The following is a 17,362-nucleotide window of genomic DNA, read 5'->3' as shown; positions in this document are numbered from 1 at the left end:
GGTCCCTCGCTCAGTGCTCGTAGTGACGGTCGAACAACGGGTGGCCGACTGCCCCACCACCTGCTGCGGGTACGGAAGCCTCCGGCTCCGGTCGACGTCGCGCGGCGGAACCGGGGAACCGGGGCGCGCTCAACTCCCGGCGCTCGAAGGGGTAGGTGGGGATGGTGGTGGTGCGGTGTCCCTTCCCCTGGTGGATTCCGGCCCAGTCGAGGTCGCCGTGGCCCTGGTTGTAGAACGACGTGACAGCCGTGTGGAGCTGCGCCTGGTCGTCGTGGTCGCGGCGTAGCGTCGGCAACCAGGTCAGGTCGGTGTCGGTGAGGGTCGCCCGCGCCAGACCGGTCAACACCGGATGCGCGCCGATCTCCCAGAACACCCGACCGCCGGCCGCATAGACCGCCTCGACCGCCTGGGTGAACCGCACCGGTCGGCGAATCCCCGAACCCCACAACCCGCCGTCGGCCACCGACCGGGCGTCATGCCAACCACCCGTCACCGTCGACGCGAAACCGACCTGCGGCGCCGACACCACCGCCCGCCCGAACGCCTCAGCGAACGGGTCCACCGCCCCCGCCATCGCCGCCGAGTGGAACGCGTGGCTGACCGTCAACCGCTGCGTCCGCAATCCCGACCCGACACCGAACGCCTCCACCGCCTCGGCCGGGCCGGAGATCGTCACACTGCGCGGAGCGTTGAACGCCGCGATCTCCACCCCCGGAAACGACGGCAACACCGCCTCCACCGACCCCGCATCGGCGAACACCACCGCCATCGCCCCATCCGCAGGTTGCGCCTGCATCAACCCACCCCGCACCACCGCCAACCGCAACACCTCAGGCAACCCGAAAACCCCCGCCGCCCACGCGGCCGTCAACTCCCCCACACTGTGACCCACCACCAACCCCGGCCGAACACCCCACGACTCCAACAACCGCACCAACCCCACCTGCACCGACACGATCCCCACCTGCGCGAACCGCGTCTGCACCAACTCACCACCGCGCTCCCCGAACACCACCTCCCGCAACGGCACATCCGAACACGACGCCACCACCTCGACGCACTCGTCGAACGCATCCCGAAACACCGGCTCCGCCGCATACAAACCCGCACCCATCCCCGGATACTGCGAACCCTGACCCGAAAACAGGAACACCGACACCGGAGGCTCATTCGACAACCGGGCCACCGGCCGGTCCCCACCCGCCACCGCACCCAACCCAGCGGCCAACTCCGACCCGTCAACACCCTGCACCGCCACCCGGAACCGATGCGACGCACGACCCACATTCGCCGTGAAACCCACATCACCCAACACCGACGAATCCACACCCGACAACAACCGCGCATACCCGTCCGCCAACCGACGCACCCCCTCCTCACTCGCCGCAGAAACCTTCACCACAAACGACCCCTGCGGCAGGGCTTCCCGAACGGCCGGAAGCGGCGCCTCCTCCACGATCACATGGGCGTTCACCCCACCCATCCCGAACGCCGACACCGCCGCCCGACGCGGCACACCCGCCACCCGAGGCCACGACACCGGCTTGTCCGCCACGAAGAACGGCGTCTCCTCGAACCGGATATGGTCATTCGGCCGCACCACATGCAACGTCGCCGGCACCACCCCGTGCTCCAACGACAACAACACCTTCACCAACCCCGCCAAACCCGCCGCCGGCTCCAAATGACCAATATTCGACTTCAACGAACCAATCGCACAGAACTGCGTCCGCGACGTAAACCCCCGCCACGCCCGCGTCAAACCCTCCACCTCGATCGGATCACCCAACGACGTCCCCGTCCCATGCGCCTCCACCATCCCAATCCCATCGGGACCAACACCCGCATCCCGCAACGCCGCCACAATCACCTCCCGCTGCGCGGCACTACTCGGCACCGTCAACCCACTCGTCCGACCACCGTGATTCACCGCCGAACCCCGAATCACCCCCCGCACCCGATCCCCGTCCCGCACCGCATCGGCCAACGGCTTCACCACCACCGTCACCACACCCTCACCCGGCACGAACCCATCCGCCCCCGCATCGAACGCCCGCGACGCACCCGTCGCGGAGAACGAGCGCAGGCGGGAGCCGAGCTGGAAGTACTGCGGGGACATGGCCAGGTGGACTCCGGCGACGATGGCCTGGTCGCACTCGCCGTTACGGATGCTGCGTACCGCGGTGTGCAGAGCCACCAACGACGACGAACACAACGTGTCGATCGTCATGCTCGGCCCCGACAGATCCAGGAAATAACTCACCCGGTTCGCCAGGATCGCGTTGTGGTTGCCCAGCCCGGCGGCGGTCTGCACCACGTCCCCGACGACCATGTCCCGGTAGTGCTGGTAGCTCGCGCCGACGAACACGCCTGTCGACCGGCCGGCCGTACGACCCGACAGGCCGGCGTCCTCCAGCGCGCGCCAGGCCGACTGGATGAGGTGGCGCTGCTGCGGGTCGATCCACTGGGCCTCGGCCGGTGAGATCCGGAAGAACGGCGCGTCGAAGTCGGTCAGGTCGTCGACGAAGCCTGCCCGGCGCAGGTAGACGGTGCCGGGCTCCGCCGCGTCGGAGTAGTAGTCGTCGATGTCCCAGCGGGACTTCGGGACCTCGCGGAGGCAGTCCTCGCCCCTGGTGAGCACCTCCCACAGCTCGTCGAGGTTGCTGGCGTTGGGGAAGACGCCGTCGATGCCGACGATGGCGATGTCGTGCCGGTCCGGAGCCGTCGAGGTCGCCACCGCGACCGGTGTCACCGCAGCCGGACCCACCGGGTCCTGAGCCGGGGCGAGCTGAGCCGGGGCGGGAGCCGGAGCCGCCGGAGCCGCCGTCGTGGGCAGGTCGACCGGGGGTAGGTCGGCCGTCGGCGCGACCGGCACCTCGGCGGGGGAACCGTCGCCCGGGACGGGTGGCACCGCGCCGGGCGTCGACGCGGCACCGGGTACGGCGGTGACGCCGTACGAGTCGCGCAGTTCCCGGGCGAGGTTCTCCACCGTCCCCACCTCGAGCAGCAGGGTGACCGGGATGTCCACGCCGAGCCGGGTGCGGATGTCCTGGGCGAGCGAGACGGCCAGCATCGAGTCGAGTCCCTGGGCCTCCAACGGGCGGTCCAGTTCGAGGGTCTCGACGTCGGTCTCCAGGCCCTCGGCGATCCACCGGGCCAGCGTCCGGCCGAGGTCGCCGGCACCGCCGGCAGCGTTGACGGGCAGGGGGGCCGCGGTGCCGTTGACGGGCAGGGGGGCCGCTGTGGCGGTGCCGGGTCCGGACGCGGCCGGGACCCGACCGTTGCCGTCGGCACCGTGGACCGGGGCGGACCCGGGCGGGGTGCCACGGTGCCCGGGGACGCCGGTCGGGGCGGTGCCGTCGAACCGGGCCCGGTCGTGCGCACCCGCCCCGGCGGGCGGGGTGGGCGGCGGGGCCGGGGAGATCCGACGCCAGGTGACGCCCCGGGCGGTGAGCACCGGCCGGTCGCCGTCGAGTATCACCAGACTGGCGGTGAGCAGCCCGGCGTCGGGCGCACTGCCCCGGTCCCGGCGGGCGTGCACGCGTACCTCGCCGGTGAGCGGGCCCCACACGGTCAGCCGGGAGACGGTGAACGGCACGTAGAGGCCCTGTGCCCCGCAGGCGGCGAGGGCCACCTGGAAGGCGCCGTCGAGCAGCCGGGCGTCCACCGGGCCGGCGTCGGTTCCGGCGTCGACCCGCAGGGTGCCGGTCGCCACACCGTCCGCCGTGGACAGTTGGCGTACGCAGCGGAAGCTCGGACCGTACCGCAGGCCGTTGCGGTCGAAGTCGCGGTACATGCCGTCGGGGTCGACCGGGGTGAGCCCGACGGTGGCAGCCGGTGGGGTGGGCGTCGGATCGACCGGTTCGGGGTCGGCCACCTCCAGGTCGCAGACGACGGCGGTGGTGCCGTCGCGGAAGGTGACCCGGGTGCCGTGCCGCTCGGCGGTCAGCGTCGCCGGCGGCCGTACGGTGGCCCGGAAGGTGAGGTCCCGCAGGGTGAAGGCGTCCCGGCCGAGCAGCTCGGCGACCTTGCCGGGGTAGCCGGCGCCGGGCAGCGTCGGGTCGCCCAGCACCACGTGTTCCCGGGCCTCCGGGTGTTCGGTCCACGTCCCGGGTGGCGTGGTCGCCGGGGCACCGGCCACCGGGAGCCGCGCCGCCGTCGGGGCGGGCGCCAACCACAGGTGCTTCTCCTCGTGCGGGGCGGTGGGGAAGCGCACCGGGGCGCGTTCCTCGGCCACCAGGCCGTCGCCGGCCACGAAGCGGCGGGCCGCCGTGTCGAGGGCGTCCCGTCCGGGCGCGTCGCCCAGCGGGGGCAGGGTCCGCCCCGACGGGGTGGGGACGACCCCGGTGTAGAGGTTCCGGGTGCCCTCGGCGCGGGCGAGGAACAGCATCAGCTTGTCGTCGAGCTGTTCGACGGTGTCCACCACGCAGGCGAGCCGGTACGTCGCCGCCGGCCGCTGCCGGCTGGCCACGCAGATCCAGGCCAGCGGCGGGCAGTACGGCGACCGGAGCAGGTGCACGAGCCGCTCGGCGAGGGTACGCAGCCCTTCCTCGGAGCCCGCCGAGAGGGTGAGCAGGCCGGTGCCGGTCCGGGCGGGCACCCGGGTCGGCGACGGGGCCGCCGCGAGGACGGCGTGCGCGTTGACCCCGCCGAAGCCGAAGCTGCTGACCCCGGCGACCCGGGGCCCGACCCACGGGACGAGCCGGTCCGGGACGAACAGCGGCGAGTTCTCGAAGCGGAACGCCCGGTTCGGGAAGGTGAGGTGGGCCGAGGGCGGAATCCGGTCCGCCTGGAGCGCGAGGATCGTCTTGATCAGGCCGGCGATCCCGGCGGCCGGTTCGAGGTGACCGATGTTCGTCTTCACCGAGCCGACCGCCACCGTGCCGGGTCGCGCCGCGCCCAGGGCCGCCTGCAACGCCTCCAACTCGATCAGGTCACCGAGCTGCGTGCCGGTGCCGTGCGCCTCGATGTAGCCGACCCCGTCCGCCTCGACGCCGGCCCGCCGCATGGCGCTGCGGATCACCGCCTGCTGGGCGGTGCTACTCGGCGCGGTCAGGAATCCGGCGGCACCGGTGTGGTTCACCGCGGACCCACGGACCACCGCGAGGACCGGGTCGCCGTCGCGTTCGGCGTCGGCGAGCCGCTTGAGGACGACGACCCCGCAGCCCTCGCCGCGGACGTACCCGTCGGCGTCGTCGTCGAAGGCGCGGCACACGCCGGTCGGGGAGAGCATGCCGTTGCGGAGGAAGGACCGGGTCTTGGTGGGGGTCAGCACCAGGTTGGCCGCGCCGACGACGGCCGCGTCCACCTCCCCGGCGCGCAGGTGCATGGCCGCCTGGTGCAGGGCGACCAGCGAGGACGAGCAGGCCGTGTCGACGGCGAAGCTCGGCCCCGACCAGTTGAAGGCGTGCGAGAGCCGGTTGGCGACCATCGACACCGCCGTGCCGGTGGCCACGTGCGGGTCGCCGGCCCCGATGCTGCCCGCCACCAGTTCGGGGAAGTCGCTGGCGATGGTGCCGACGAAGACACCGGTGGCGGTGCCGAGGGAGGCGGCGGTGTGGCCGCAGCTCTCCAGGGCCTCGTCGGTGACGCTGAGCAGCAGCCGCTGCAACGGATCCAGCCGTCGGGCCTCGCGGTCGGTGAGCTGGAACCGGGCGGCGTCGAAGTGTTCGACCCGGTCGATCCAGCCGGTCGGCACCTCGTCGGTGGCGGACCAGAGGTGACCCCAGCCCCGGTGTCCGGTCGGCGCGTCGCCGACACTGGACATCCCCTCGGCGAGGTTGGCCCAGAACTCGTCGGGGGTGGCCGCGCCGGGGAACCGGCAGGCCAACCCGATGACGGCGAGCGGCTCCTCGACGGTGTCGGGTGCCGGGGTCCCGGAGGCGTTCGCCGGGGCGTGCCGGCGGGACGGGTCCTTTCGTACGGTGCCGGGTGCGGCCGGGTCGCCGGTGGTGGCCCGCGGTCCGCGGGTCGTACCGGCCGGGGCGGGGTGCGCCGGGTCCGGTGCGGCGTCGCCGGTACGGTCGGCGGCCGTGTCGGTGGTGGCTGCACGGGCGGCGACGACCGCCTCGGCGGCAGCGACGACGGCCTGCTCGGGGGTCGCCCCGGTGGGGTCGGGCCGGGAGCGTGCGGGCGTGCCGGGCGCGGGCTGGAGCAGTTCGGCGAGCCGTTCGGGGGTGCCGGTGGCGAAGATGGCCGGTGGGCTCACCGCGACGCCGAACTCCTCGGTGAGGGCCAGCGCCGCGCGGGTGACGTTGGCCGAGTCCCCACCGAGGTCGAAGAAGTTGTCGGTGACCAGGAACTCGTCGTGACCGAGCACGGCGGCGAACACCCGCGCGATGCGCTGCTCCGGCGCGACGGTCGGCTCCGGGACGACGGCGGGCTCGGACGCGACGGTCCGCTCCGGCGCGGTCGGCTCCGGCCCGACGGCCGGTTCGGGGGTGGCTGCGGTGACGGCCGGGGGCGCGGCGGGCGCGACGGAGGGGACGCCGGTGCGGATGATGGTGTGCCGGTCCGGCTGGGGCAGCCGGTTGCGGGCGATCTTGCCGTTGTCGGTCAACGGCATCGCGTCGAGCCGCACGTAGGCGTCCGGCACCATGTACTCGGGCAGCCGCCCGCCGACGAAGGCGTCCAGCTCCGCCTTGACCAGGGTCCGCTCGCCGACGAGGTACGCGGTCAGCCGCGGTTCGCCCCGGCCCTCGAAGGCGACGGCGATGACGGCGGCGGCGGTGACGCCGGGGTACTCCGCCAGGACGCGTTCGATCTCGGCCGGTTCGATCCGGTTGCCCCGCACCTTGACCTGCGAGTCGGCCCGGCCCAGCCACTCGATCGCGCCGTCGGCGTGCCGCCGGACGGTGTCCCCGGTGCGGTAGAGCCGCTGACCGGTGACCGGGTGGGTGAGGAACACCTCGGCGGTCCGGTCCGGACGGTTGACGTAGCCCCGGGCCAGGCCGACACCGGACAGGTACAGCTCGCCGGTGTCGGCGGGCTCCAGGTCGGTGTCGAGCACGTGCAGGGCGAGGTTGGGCAGCGGTTCGCCCAGCGGCAGGAACGCGCCGACCGACTCGACCCGGTGGGCCGACGCCCAGATCGTCGCCTCGGTGGGGCCGTAGAGGTTCCACAGGGCGCGGGCGGTGCCGTGCAGTTGCTGGGCGGTCGCCGGCACCAGGGCCTCGCCGCCGGACAGGACGGTGAGCCGGGACGTCGGCGTCCAGCCGGTCTCCAGCAGCAGCCGCCACATGCTCGGGGTGGCCTGGGCGACGGTGACCTCGCCGATCAGGTCGGCGAGCCGGTGCGGGTCGCGGGCCACCGCCCGGGACGCCAGGGTCACGGTCGCGCCGACGGTCAGCGGCAGCAGCAGTTCCAGCAGGGAGATGTCGAAGGCGACGGTGGTGTGCGCGAGCACGGTGTCGGTCCCGGTGACGTCGAGCCGTTCCCCGATGCCGGTCAGGAAGTTCGCCAGGGCCGCGTGCCCGATCTCCACCCCCTTCGGCTCCCCGGTCGACCCACTGGTGAACAGCACGTAGGCGAGGTCCGCGCCGGTGACGGTGGGCGGCACGGCCAGCGCGGAGCCGTCCGGGCCGGGGATCGGCAGCACCGGCCCGACCGCCTCGCCGCACGCGAGGCTGTGTTCGTCGGCGAGGATCAGGTCGCACTCGGCGACCTGCGCGTAGCGGCGCAGCCGTTCCACCGGGTAGTTCGGGTCGAGCGGCAGGAACGCCGCCCCGACCCGGAGGATGCCGAGCATGGCCGGGACCAGGTCGGGGCCGCGCTCGGTCAGCAGGCCGACGACGGACCCGGCGCCGAGCCCCTGGTCGTACAGGTGGGCGGCGATGGCGTCGGCCCAGGCGTCCAGGGTGGCGTAGTCGATCCGACGGGACCCGCTGCGGATCGCGACGGCGTCCGGCCGGGCGGCCACTGTCGCCGCGACCAGGTCCAGCACGGTGGGTACGGGGACGACGGGCTCCGGCGCGTGCTCCGGGTACGTCGCGACGTCGGGCGGGGCGGCGGCGAGCGGATCGGCGGTCGGGGCGGGCGCGGACCCGTCGGTCGGCGCGGGTCCGGCCGTCGTCGGCGCGTCGTCGTCCGGGACCGGTGCCGGGGCGGGGGCGGGCATCGGCGCGGCGGTGCCGAGGAGCATGGCCCCGAGGGCGAGGTCCTCGACCCGCTCGGCGAACTCCAGCGCCTCGTCGGCGGACATGGCGGTCTCCCGGACGAAGACCGTGGGCGGGCCGTCGTGCAGGCAGAGCAGGGCGATCTCGGTGTCCGGCTCGGTGGCCGCCTCGTCGTCGGGGTGCCGCTGGAGGACGGCGATCCGGGTGAAGGTCGGCCCGTCGGCGCCGACCGGGCGGAACGCCAGGCCGAGGCGTACCTCCAGGTCGGTGGCGTACCCGTGGCGGGCGGTCGCCTCGTCGAGCCGGGCGGCCAGCTCGTCGGCGGCGGCGGCGTCGAAACGGACCGGGACGCGGGCGACGGCGAGCCCGTGGGTCGCCTCGGCCAGTGCCGGTGCGGCCGAGGCCGACCAGGCGAAGTCGAAGCTCGGCGCCTCCATCCGTTCGGCGAGGACGGCGAGGAAGGCGCGGATGACGGTGACCGTCTCGGCCCACGACCGGGGCAGGTACGCCAGCTCGTACCGGCCGTAGTGCGCGGACGCGGCGGAGAAGTCCTGGGCGGGCAGCGGAGCGGGCCGCAGGTCGGTCAGCCGGGCCTTCCACCAGGACTCGTGCCGGCGCAGTGGTCCCTGTGCCTCGGCGATCGCCGCCAACCGCCCGGGGGGCGCGGCCGGCAGCGGCCGGCCCGGTGCGATGCCCAGCCGTTGGGCCACGGCCCGGCCGCTGAGCGCGCTGCCGTCGGTGGCCGTGAAGTCACTCAGCAGCAGGTCGCCGTCGGGGGTGGAGAGGGTGATCGCGGAGTCGGTCACGGCCGTCGCGACGGTCACCGACGGCGGGTCCTCGCGGGGGATGCGCCGGATCTGCCTGGTGAACACCGCGCCCTGGGCGGTGACCAGGGCCGGCACCCCGAGCGGGTTGGGGAACGTGCCGTAGTCGAGGGCCTTGGCGATGCGTTCGGCCTCGACGGCGGAGGTGCCGGCGTGGATGAGCCCGCCGCCGGCGATCCGGTCGCGCTGGTGGTAGAAGCGGCGCTCACGGTCGGCGGTGTCGACCGGTTCGGGCAGTGCGCGCCGCAGCAGGTGCGGGACGAGGTCGGCGAAGAGCGCGATGCCCACCTCGGCGGTCTCGTAGGTCAGGGACAGCGCGGTGGAGTGGGTGCGCACCGGGAACCACCGCTCCAGCAGCACGGGGCCGGCGTCGACCGCCTCGGTCATCCGGTGCCAGGTCGCGGCGTGCCGGGCCGCCCCCTCGTAGAGCGCCCAGGCGGCGACGTTGCTGCCGGAGTAGCGGGGCAGTGGACCGTCATGGAAGTTGATCGCGGCGACCCGCGGCAGCGCCAGCACCGGGCCGGGCAGGATCCGGAAGTTGACGATGCTGAACAGGTAGTCGACCCCGGTGGCGGTGAGCGCGGCGGCGAGGTCGGCGTGCGGGTCGAGCACCGGGACGTCGTGCGCGTCCGCCCAGGCGGTGGCGACCGGTTCGTCGGTGAAGACGCCCTCGATCCGTACCCCGGCCGCGACGAGCTGGTCGGCACAGCGGGCCAGGACCCGGGTGCCGCCGATGAGGAAGCAGTTGACCACGGCCGTCATCCCTCGGTGTCGACGGAGTCGGCCGTCTCACGCGCCACCCAGGCGTCGATCTGGGAGACGACCTCCTCGTCCAGGGAGAGCTGGCCGGGTGACCAGAGCGGGTTGGACAGGCCGCGGTGGGTCCGCTCGCACATCTCCCAGTCCTCGTAGTTGGCCTTGTCCCAGAGCGCGAAGACGGCCTCGTGCGAGAAGTCGCTGCGGGCCGTCTCGGAGGGGTGGAACAGCCAGAAGTGCCGTACGTAGCAGGTGCTCGGGCTCTCCGGCCAGACCCACTGCATCATCACGTAGTCGGCGGTGAAGCCGAAGAGCAGGTTCGGCAGGATGGTGATCCAGTTGATCTTCTTGAGGTCGGCGTCCGGGACCAGCGGCATGGGTGCCCGGTCGCTACGTCCGGTCATCGACACCGAGTTGTACTTGTCCCGGATGACCTGCCACGCCCCGACGATGTCGCCCTTGAGCTCGTAGGTGCCCGCGTCGTCGAAGTCGGTGATCCGGTGCAGGTCCTTGTGCGCCGTCGGGAAGTGCAGGCTCTCGTTGACGTTGTGCGCCACCAGCTTCCAGTTGGACGCGACCGGGTAGTCCTTGGCCTGCACGCACTTGAGGTCGGCCAGCTCGTAGACCCGGGCGAACTCGCCGAACTCGCCGAGGGAGGCGTCGAGGTCGGGGGCGTCGTCGGAGAAGGTGATGAAGACGACCCCGAACCGGATCTCGGTACGCACCGGCAGCAGGCCGTTCTTCTCCTTGTCGAAGAAGTGGTCGAAGTACGTGCCGTTGAAGCTCTTGAGCTTGCCGTTGCGGTCGTAGACCCAGCAGTGGTAGATGCAGACGATGCTCTGCCGCTTGCCGGCGGCCTCCTCCACCAGCCGGTACCCCCGGTGGCGGCAGTAGTTGTGGTACGCCTGGATGCCGTCGTCGCCGTTGATGATCAGGATGGAGCCGGTGCCGATGGTCAGGGTCGCGTAGGAGCCCTTCTCGGTGAACCGGGAGACGTGGTCCACCGGCAGCCAGCGGCGGCGGTAGATCCGTTCCAGCTCCCGCTGGTGCTGCTCCTCGCCGGTGTAGAACGCGTGGGACCGGCCACGGCCGCCGGTGTCGTAGTACGGCCGTTGGTCGTCCTGTTGGCCGATGAGATCGAACATGCTGGACGCGCGCGTCATCTGCCTGCCTCCTCCGGGGGGGGTCAAGTGCCACGAACGGACGGCGGAGGACGGGGGGACGTCCTCCACCGTCGTGCCGCGCTGTCCCGCGCGGCCTCACGCCGATCAGGACGGTTCGTAGATCCGCTTGTGCTGGGGTACGCCGGCGTCGTCGTAGATCCGGTCCAGGTTGTCGGGGGCGAACAGCTCGTGCCCCTCGACCCCGCCGGCGATCATGCCGAGCATCTTGGTGGTCCACTCCCGGCTGGTGCTGATCGCGCCGAGCACCGCCTCCAGGTACGGGTCGAGGGTCAGCTCGGCCATCGCCGTGGTGTAGTCGTAGACCGGCGCGCTCTCCTCGTCGCGCACCTTGACGTAGTCGGCGAGGGCGTCGTCCATGGTCCGCTCGCCGGAGAGCGCCTCGTGGATGCGGTCGGCGAGCAGTTCGCCGTGCAGGAAGGCGTCGGTCATGCCCCACCCGGTGATGGGGTCCTTGTGGTAGCCGGCGTCGCCCACCAGCGCCCAGCCGGGGCCGTGCGAGCGGCGGTAGTAGTTGTCCGGGTAGCGCATCGGCCGCAGCGGTTCCTCGCGCCGGCCCTGCTCGCGCAGCTGCGCGCCCATCTCCGGCTCGACGTCGTCGAAGACGGCCAGGAAACGCGCCTCGGGGTCCTGCCGGAACTCCTTGAGCTGCCGGCGGGTGCAGATGACGGCGACCATGTTGACGTCGCCGTTGGTCGGCCAGGTGCCGAACCACTGCTCGTGGAAGCCGGTCTTGTGGTGCAGGCCCCAGTCCAGGCCGCTGTAGTAGGAGTAGTAGGTGAACCCGGCGGCGGGCCGCACGTTGTACAGCTCCGCGCCGACCTTCCGGGCCACCGTCGAGTGGAAGCCGTCGGCGCCGACCACCACCGTGGACCGGAACTCCTGCTCCGGCCCGTCGCCCTCGCGGCCCCGGATGCCGACCACCCGACCGTCGGAGAAGACCAGGTCGGAGACGGTGAACTGCTCCAGGACCTCGACGCCGGCCCGGCGGGCCGCGTTGACCAGGATCTCGTCGAGCACGACCCGACGCGGGCAGTAGACGGCGTCGATCCCGTCGATCGGGTCGGCGAACCCGATCAGCGGGATGCCGTGGTTGGCGTAGTTCATCGTCCGGATGGCCGGCGTCTTCGCGTCGATCACCTCGTCGAGCAGTCCCCACGCCTGGAGGCGGGACAGCCCGGCCTGGTGGATGTAGTGGGTCGACACCGCGTCGCTCGGAAAGGAGGAGCGGTCGACCATCAGAACCCGGTGGCCCTGCCGGGCCAATAGCATTGCCACGGGCGAACCCGCGCAGCGTGCACCGACAACGATTACATCGAACATGGGCCTGCTCCGATCAGTCGTCAGCCCTGGAAAGCAACCGTCCAATGCGGATGTGGGATTGCCAAGAGAGTACGTTTCCGCGTTCCTCATGGTCAATACGCAGGTTCGCCGGGGGTGGTGAATGAGAACGCTAACAAGAAGGAGTCCCTGCTTGTGGACCATGCTCGAATCGGCAAGATGTGACGTGGGTCACATGCATAAAGCAGCCTGAATGAAAGCTGAGAATTGCACTGAGCTGGGATGATCACTTTCGGTTTACCAAATCACCCCGACCAATCACAGAATCGAGTCGGGGTGAACGGCCCCGCAACCACCCCCCGAAGCGGCACCATTCGGTGAAGCACCCCTGGGCGAATCGGCGGTGAGGCACCCCAGGGCGGGCCAAACCCCCAAGAGGGGCAACGATCTCCCGTTAACACGTACCGCAACATTTCGGTCACGATCGCCCTGAACAGGAGATACGTCGACAAGAATCGAGTTCTGTCGATTAATGTCCGGTCAACACCGCGATGGTGAAGAATCCTGACGATTGCCTCCGGCAATCTCTGGCCCACCATTTGGTTGCCTCGACGAATCGTTGCCCCGGGCGCTTTTCTGTGCGGCGGGCGGCGGAGGGCGGCCACCCGGGACGGCACCACCCGCCGCCATCCGGAAACGCCGACCTTTCCGTCGCGGGTAGTCGAGAGTTTCGGTACCCATAGAGACGGTGGCTACGGGCCGCCGAATAACCATTCCGGCGGATCCGCAGGACGGTTTCGGGCACCGGAATCATGGAAACATCTGTCGGGCCAGAAATGACGACGCGTCGGGCACAATTCGGCACGGTCCGTGACTGCGATGCGCGGGAAAACGGTCACCCGGGCATGGCACCGGCCGACGCGGCCGGGTGACGACGTCTTTCCCGGCGTCGACGGATCACCGCTTTCGCGCGGACGTCACGTCGCGGTCGTCCACTCACCGGACCACCCCGGTGGTCGGCCACACCGGCCCCCCGGGCCGCCCGGCGGACCGGGTCGGTCGACGTTCCCGACCCGGCCGGCGTGCCGGCGTGCTCCGGGCCGCCGGGCCGTGCGGCCCGATCAGCGGGGTGCCATCCGCAGGGCACCGTCGAGGCGGATGACCTCGCCGTTGAGGTAGTCGTTACCGATCAGGGAGAGCACGAGGGCGGCGTACTCCCCCGGATCGCCGAGTCGGCCCGGGAACGGCACCCCGGCGGCGAGGCCGTCCCGGTACTCCGCCGACACGGTCTGCATCATCGGCGTCAGCATGATGCCGGGCGCGATCGTCATCACCCGGATACCGTGCGGGGCGAGGTCGCGGGCGGCCGGCAGGGTGAGCCCGACGACGCCGCCCTTGGACGACGCGTACGCCACCTGGCCGACCTGGCCCTCGTAGGCGGCGACCGACGCGGTGTTGACGATCACGCCCCGCTGGCCGTGCCCGTCCGGGGCGGTCTGTGCGATCCGTTCCGCGGCGAGCGTCAGCACGGTGAAGGTGCCGATCAGGTTGACCCGGACGACACGGGCGTACAGGTCGAGGTCGTGGACGCCGCGACGGCCGAGAATCCGCTGCGACGGGGCGATGCCGGCGCAGTTCACCACCGTCCGCAGGGGATGGTCCCCCACGGCGGCCCGGTCGACCGCCGTGCGGACCGCCGCCGGGTCGCACACGTCGACGTCGACGAGCCGCACCCCGGACGGGGGTTCGCCGGCCGCCGCGACGGCCGGCCCGAGGTCGAAGCCGTGCACGGTGGCACCCGCCGCGGCCAGTGCGGCGGCGGTCGCCGCACCCAACCCGGACGCGGCGCCGGTGACGACGGCGGTGGTGTCGGCGAGATCCATGCGGGTGCTCCTCGTGCCGGGGGTGGGGTCACGCGTCTTCTGCCGGGGGGCGGGGTCAGACGTCCGCTGCCGGGGGCGTGGTCAGACGTCGGTGACGCGCAGGCCGGCGTGCGCCCGGTAGCGCCGGTTCACCGAGATCAGGTTGGCGGTGAACGCCTCGACCTGGTGGGCGTTGCGCAGCCGGCCGCCGTAGACGCCCCGTACGCCGGGGATGGCGGCGGCGAGTTCCCGGACCAGGTCGGTGGCCTCGCGGTCGTCGCCGAGCACCAGCACGTCGGTGTCCACCCGGTCGAGATCCGGATCCTCCAGGTGTACGGCCGAGACGTGATGGAACGCGGCGACGACCCGCGACCCGATGAGGATCGCGGCGGCCTGCTGGGCGGCGGAGCCCTCCGCGACGGGCAGGGCGTAGGCACCCTGCTTGTCGAAGCCCAGCGGGTTCACGCAGTCCACCACGATCTTCCCGGCCAATGCCGGGGCGAGCGTGGTGAGCAGCTCGGCGTGCCCGTCCCAGGGCACCGCGACCACCACGATGTCGGCCTGCCCGGCGGCGTCGGCGTTCGACCCGCCCCGCACCCGGCCGGGCAGCGCGGCGGCCGTCTGCGCGGCCCGCCCGGCGTCCCGCGACCCGAGTACGACGTCCAGCCCGGCCGCCGCGAACCGTCGGGCCAATCCCCGCCCCTGCGGCCCCGTCCCGCCGAGCACGCCGACGGTACGGCCCCGCAGCTCGTCACTCACACTCACGTAGGTCTCCTTCTCGTGCCCCACCGCCCGCCCCGTGCCGTCCCGATCTCCGTCCCGCCGGCCCTCCCGTCCCCTGCCCTCCCGCGCCCCTCCGCCCCGCCGTTGCGGTGATCAAGAGGTTTGCGTCAGTCGATCAAGAGGTTCGCGTCATCGTGGAGATCATTCCTGACGCTTTTCTCTTGATCACCGGAGTGGAGCGGGCGGAGCGGGGCGGGGCGGGGCGGGCGGGAGGGGTGAGGGGGTGGGAGGGGAAGGTGGCGGGTGGGGCGGGGTGGGTCAGGGGTGGGGTTGGTAGAGGGTCAGGGGGTTGCCGGTGGGGTCGGTGACCAGGGCCCGGCGTTCGTGCGGGCCGGTGATCGGGGTGGAGACGGTGACGCCCGCGGCGGCCAGGCGGGCGAGGCAGTCGTCGAGGTCGTCGACCTGGATGCTGAGCACGGTGCGGCCGGCGACGGGTTGCTGGCCGGCGTCGGCCAGGCCGAGGGTCACCGTGCCGTCGGTGACGGCGGCGTACCGGTCGCCGTCGCGGAAGCGCACCGTCAACCCGAGCGCGGTGTAGAAGGCGAGTTGGGCGTCCAGGTCGTCGGCGGGGACGATCACGTGACCGATCCTCATGGCCGGAACCTCGGCATCACCTCGCGGGCGAACCGCTCCACGATCTCCATCGACCGTTCGATCGGCAGGCCGAGCCACTGGGCCCGGAAGACGAAGTGGTTGTAGCCGGCGTCGGCGAAATCCTGGATCTTGGCGGTGATGTCGTCGGGCGAGCCGAAGAACAGCGCCTTCTCCTTGATCGCGTCCCACTGCGACTCGAAGAAGTCCATGCCGTACTGGACGTACTCGCCGTAGGAGCGTTTCACCTGCTCACCGGCGACGGCGAAGGCGGCCTCGGCGGAGTCGGCCACGCACAGGTCCCGGTGGATCGGGAAGACGGCGTCGGACTCGTCGAACCCGGCGGCCCGCCGCTGCTCGCGGTAGTCGGCCAGGTTGCCCACGGCCCAGTTGCGGCGCACGTTGGACGGGGCCAGCCAGGGCAGCCCCTGCCGGGCGATCCGGGCGATGCCGGTCGGGCCGTTGGCGCCCACCCAGACCGGCGGGTGCGGGCGCTGGACCGGCAGCACGCTGCACCGCACCCCGTCCAGGGTGAAGTGTTTGCCCTCGTGGTGCACCGGCTCCCCGGTCCACAGCTGCTGCATCACCGAAAGCGCCTCGTTCATCCGGGAAACCCGGGTACGCCGTTCGATGCCGAACGACGTGAACTCGACGTCGCGGTAGCCCGAGCCGATGCCCAGGACGAACCGGCCGCCGGACATCTGGTCGATGGTGGCGATCTCCTCCGCCCAGTGCACCGGGTGGCCCAGCGGCAGGATGAGGATGCCGGTGCCGAGCTGCATCGTCCCGGAGTGGTCGACGAGCCGGCTCAGCAGCGGCAGCGGCTGCGGGGTGCGCAGCGACGACAGGTAGTGGTGGATGCCGAAGACCGAGTCGTAGCCCAGGTCCCGGACGTGCTGGACGTACTCGACGGTCTCCCCGATGCGCCGGCCCAGGTCGTCGCCGGGGGCGTACTGGTGGTCGAGCAGGATGCCGAACCTCACGCCGTCGCCTACTCTTCCCGCGACCGGCTGTCGCTGAGCCGGAAGTACGGGGCGACCAGCCGGTCCCGGTCGGCGAGCGCCTGCGCGATGCCCTTCTCCCGGCGTTCCTTGAGGAAGTTCCAGTCGCCGTCGGCGAAGCTGACGTTGGTGGCCCAGCCGTGCCCGACCCAGCCGGTCATCGCCCCGAGGCCCTTGCCGCGCGCCTCCATCACCACCTGCATCATCGACTTGCCCATCATCAGCGAGTCCAGCGGCATCACCGCGATCGCGTCGGCGTAGTCGTCGACCCACTTCTGGAGTTCGTCGCGCGGGACGACCTTGGTGACCAGGCCCTTGCGTTCGCCCTCCTCCGCGCCGATCGCCCGCATGGTGAGCATGACGTCCTTCATCGTGGTCAGGCCGACCTTCTCGATCCAGTGGTACATGTCCTGCGGCGCGGGCCCCAGGTAGCGGAACGCCGGGTGGGTGAACCGGGCGTCCGGGGAGGCGATGACGATGTCGGCCGACAGCGCGATCTGGAAGTGCCCGCCGTAGCAGTAGCCCTGCACCTGGCAGATGGTCGCCTTGAGCGACTCGATGATCGGCCGGGTGAAGCCGGAGCTGAGCACGTTGCGGTCGGGCAGGATGCGCTGCCGCTGCGCCGGGCGACGCCGGGACGCCTTGTCGGTGCCGGTCTTGTAGCCGATGTAGTGACCGAGTTCGGCGGCGTCGGCACCGGTGCCGAAGTGCTCCCCCTCCCCCGTGAACACGATGACCTTGACCCGGTCGTCGGTCTCCGCCTCCTTCACCAGGTCACCGACCCGTTCGAAGGCGGCCACCGGGATGGCGTTGAGTCGCTCGGGACGGTCGAAGGTGATGGTGGCGACGGCCCGCTCCTCGTCCACGTGGTAGCGGACGTACTTCGCGAGGACCTCGGGGTCGACCTCCATGTTCTCGACGTCCCACTGGTTCTCCAGCAGTTCGGCTTCGGTCTTCTTCACGGCGGAT

At 71.9% G+C, this 17,362-nt stretch carries 8 protein-coding genes; all 8 read right to left on the bottom strand.

Annotated features, from left to right (window positions below; translation table 11 throughout):
* Nucleotides 1-10 precede the first annotated feature (10 nt).
* Nucleotides 11-9,700, bottom strand: coding sequence for an amino acid adenylation domain-containing protein (locus ACN261_RS22430; RefSeq protein WP_425851981.1), 9,690 nt, complete (start codon nt 9,698-9,700; stop codon nt 11-13).
* The gene (locus tag ACN261_RS22425) at nt 9,697-10,857 is read right to left on the bottom strand and encodes an aromatic ring-hydroxylating oxygenase subunit alpha (RefSeq protein WP_421481633.1); all 1,161 of its coding nucleotides are present in this window, start codon (nt 10,855-10,857) and stop codon (nt 9,697-9,699) included. The genes ACN261_RS22430 and ACN261_RS22425 overlap by 4 nt, the downstream gene beginning before the upstream one ends.
* A gap of 105 nt (nt 10,858-10,962) precedes the next feature.
* Nucleotides 10,963-12,198, bottom strand: coding sequence for an NAD(P)/FAD-dependent oxidoreductase (locus ACN261_RS22420; RefSeq protein ID WP_088647641.1), 1,236 nt, complete (start codon nt 12,196-12,198; stop codon nt 10,963-10,965).
* A 1,079-nt stretch (nt 12,199-13,277) separates the two neighbouring features.
* Nucleotides 13,278-14,039 (bottom strand): SDR family NAD(P)-dependent oxidoreductase, encoded by a 762-nt coding sequence (locus ACN261_RS22415; protein ID WP_421481632.1) that lies wholly within the window; start codon nt 14,037-14,039, stop codon nt 13,278-13,280.
* An 81-nt stretch (nt 14,040-14,120) separates the two neighbouring features.
* Complete coding sequence (gene npdG / locus ACN261_RS22410; protein WP_425851978.1) at nt 14,121-14,783, bottom strand: NADPH-dependent F420 reductase; 663 nt, start codon at nt 14,781-14,783, stop codon at nt 14,121-14,123.
* A gap of 276 nt (nt 14,784-15,059) precedes the next feature.
* Complete coding sequence (locus ACN261_RS22405; RefSeq protein ID WP_421481630.1) at nt 15,060-15,395, bottom strand: VOC family protein; 336 nt, start codon at nt 15,393-15,395, stop codon at nt 15,060-15,062.
* Complete coding sequence (locus ACN261_RS22400; RefSeq protein WP_421481629.1) at nt 15,392-16,375, bottom strand: LLM class flavin-dependent oxidoreductase; 984 nt, start codon at nt 16,373-16,375, stop codon at nt 15,392-15,394. The genes ACN261_RS22405 and ACN261_RS22400 overlap by 4 nt, the downstream gene beginning before the upstream one ends.
* Nucleotides 16,376-16,383: 8 nt before the next feature.
* Nucleotides 16,384-17,355, bottom strand: coding sequence for an enoyl-CoA hydratase/isomerase family protein (locus ACN261_RS22395; protein WP_425851975.1), 972 nt, complete (start codon nt 17,353-17,355; stop codon nt 16,384-16,386).
* Nucleotides 17,356-17,362 lie beyond the last annotated feature (7 nt).

It is taken from the genome of Micromonospora sp. WMMD723 (assembly GCF_049863385.1).
Classification (GTDB): domain Bacteria; phylum Actinomycetota; class Actinomycetes; order Mycobacteriales; family Micromonosporaceae; genus Micromonospora; species Micromonospora wenchangensis.
The sequence above is the reverse complement of the archived record's forward strand: the minus strand, read 5'-3'. Positions and strand labels throughout refer to the sequence as shown.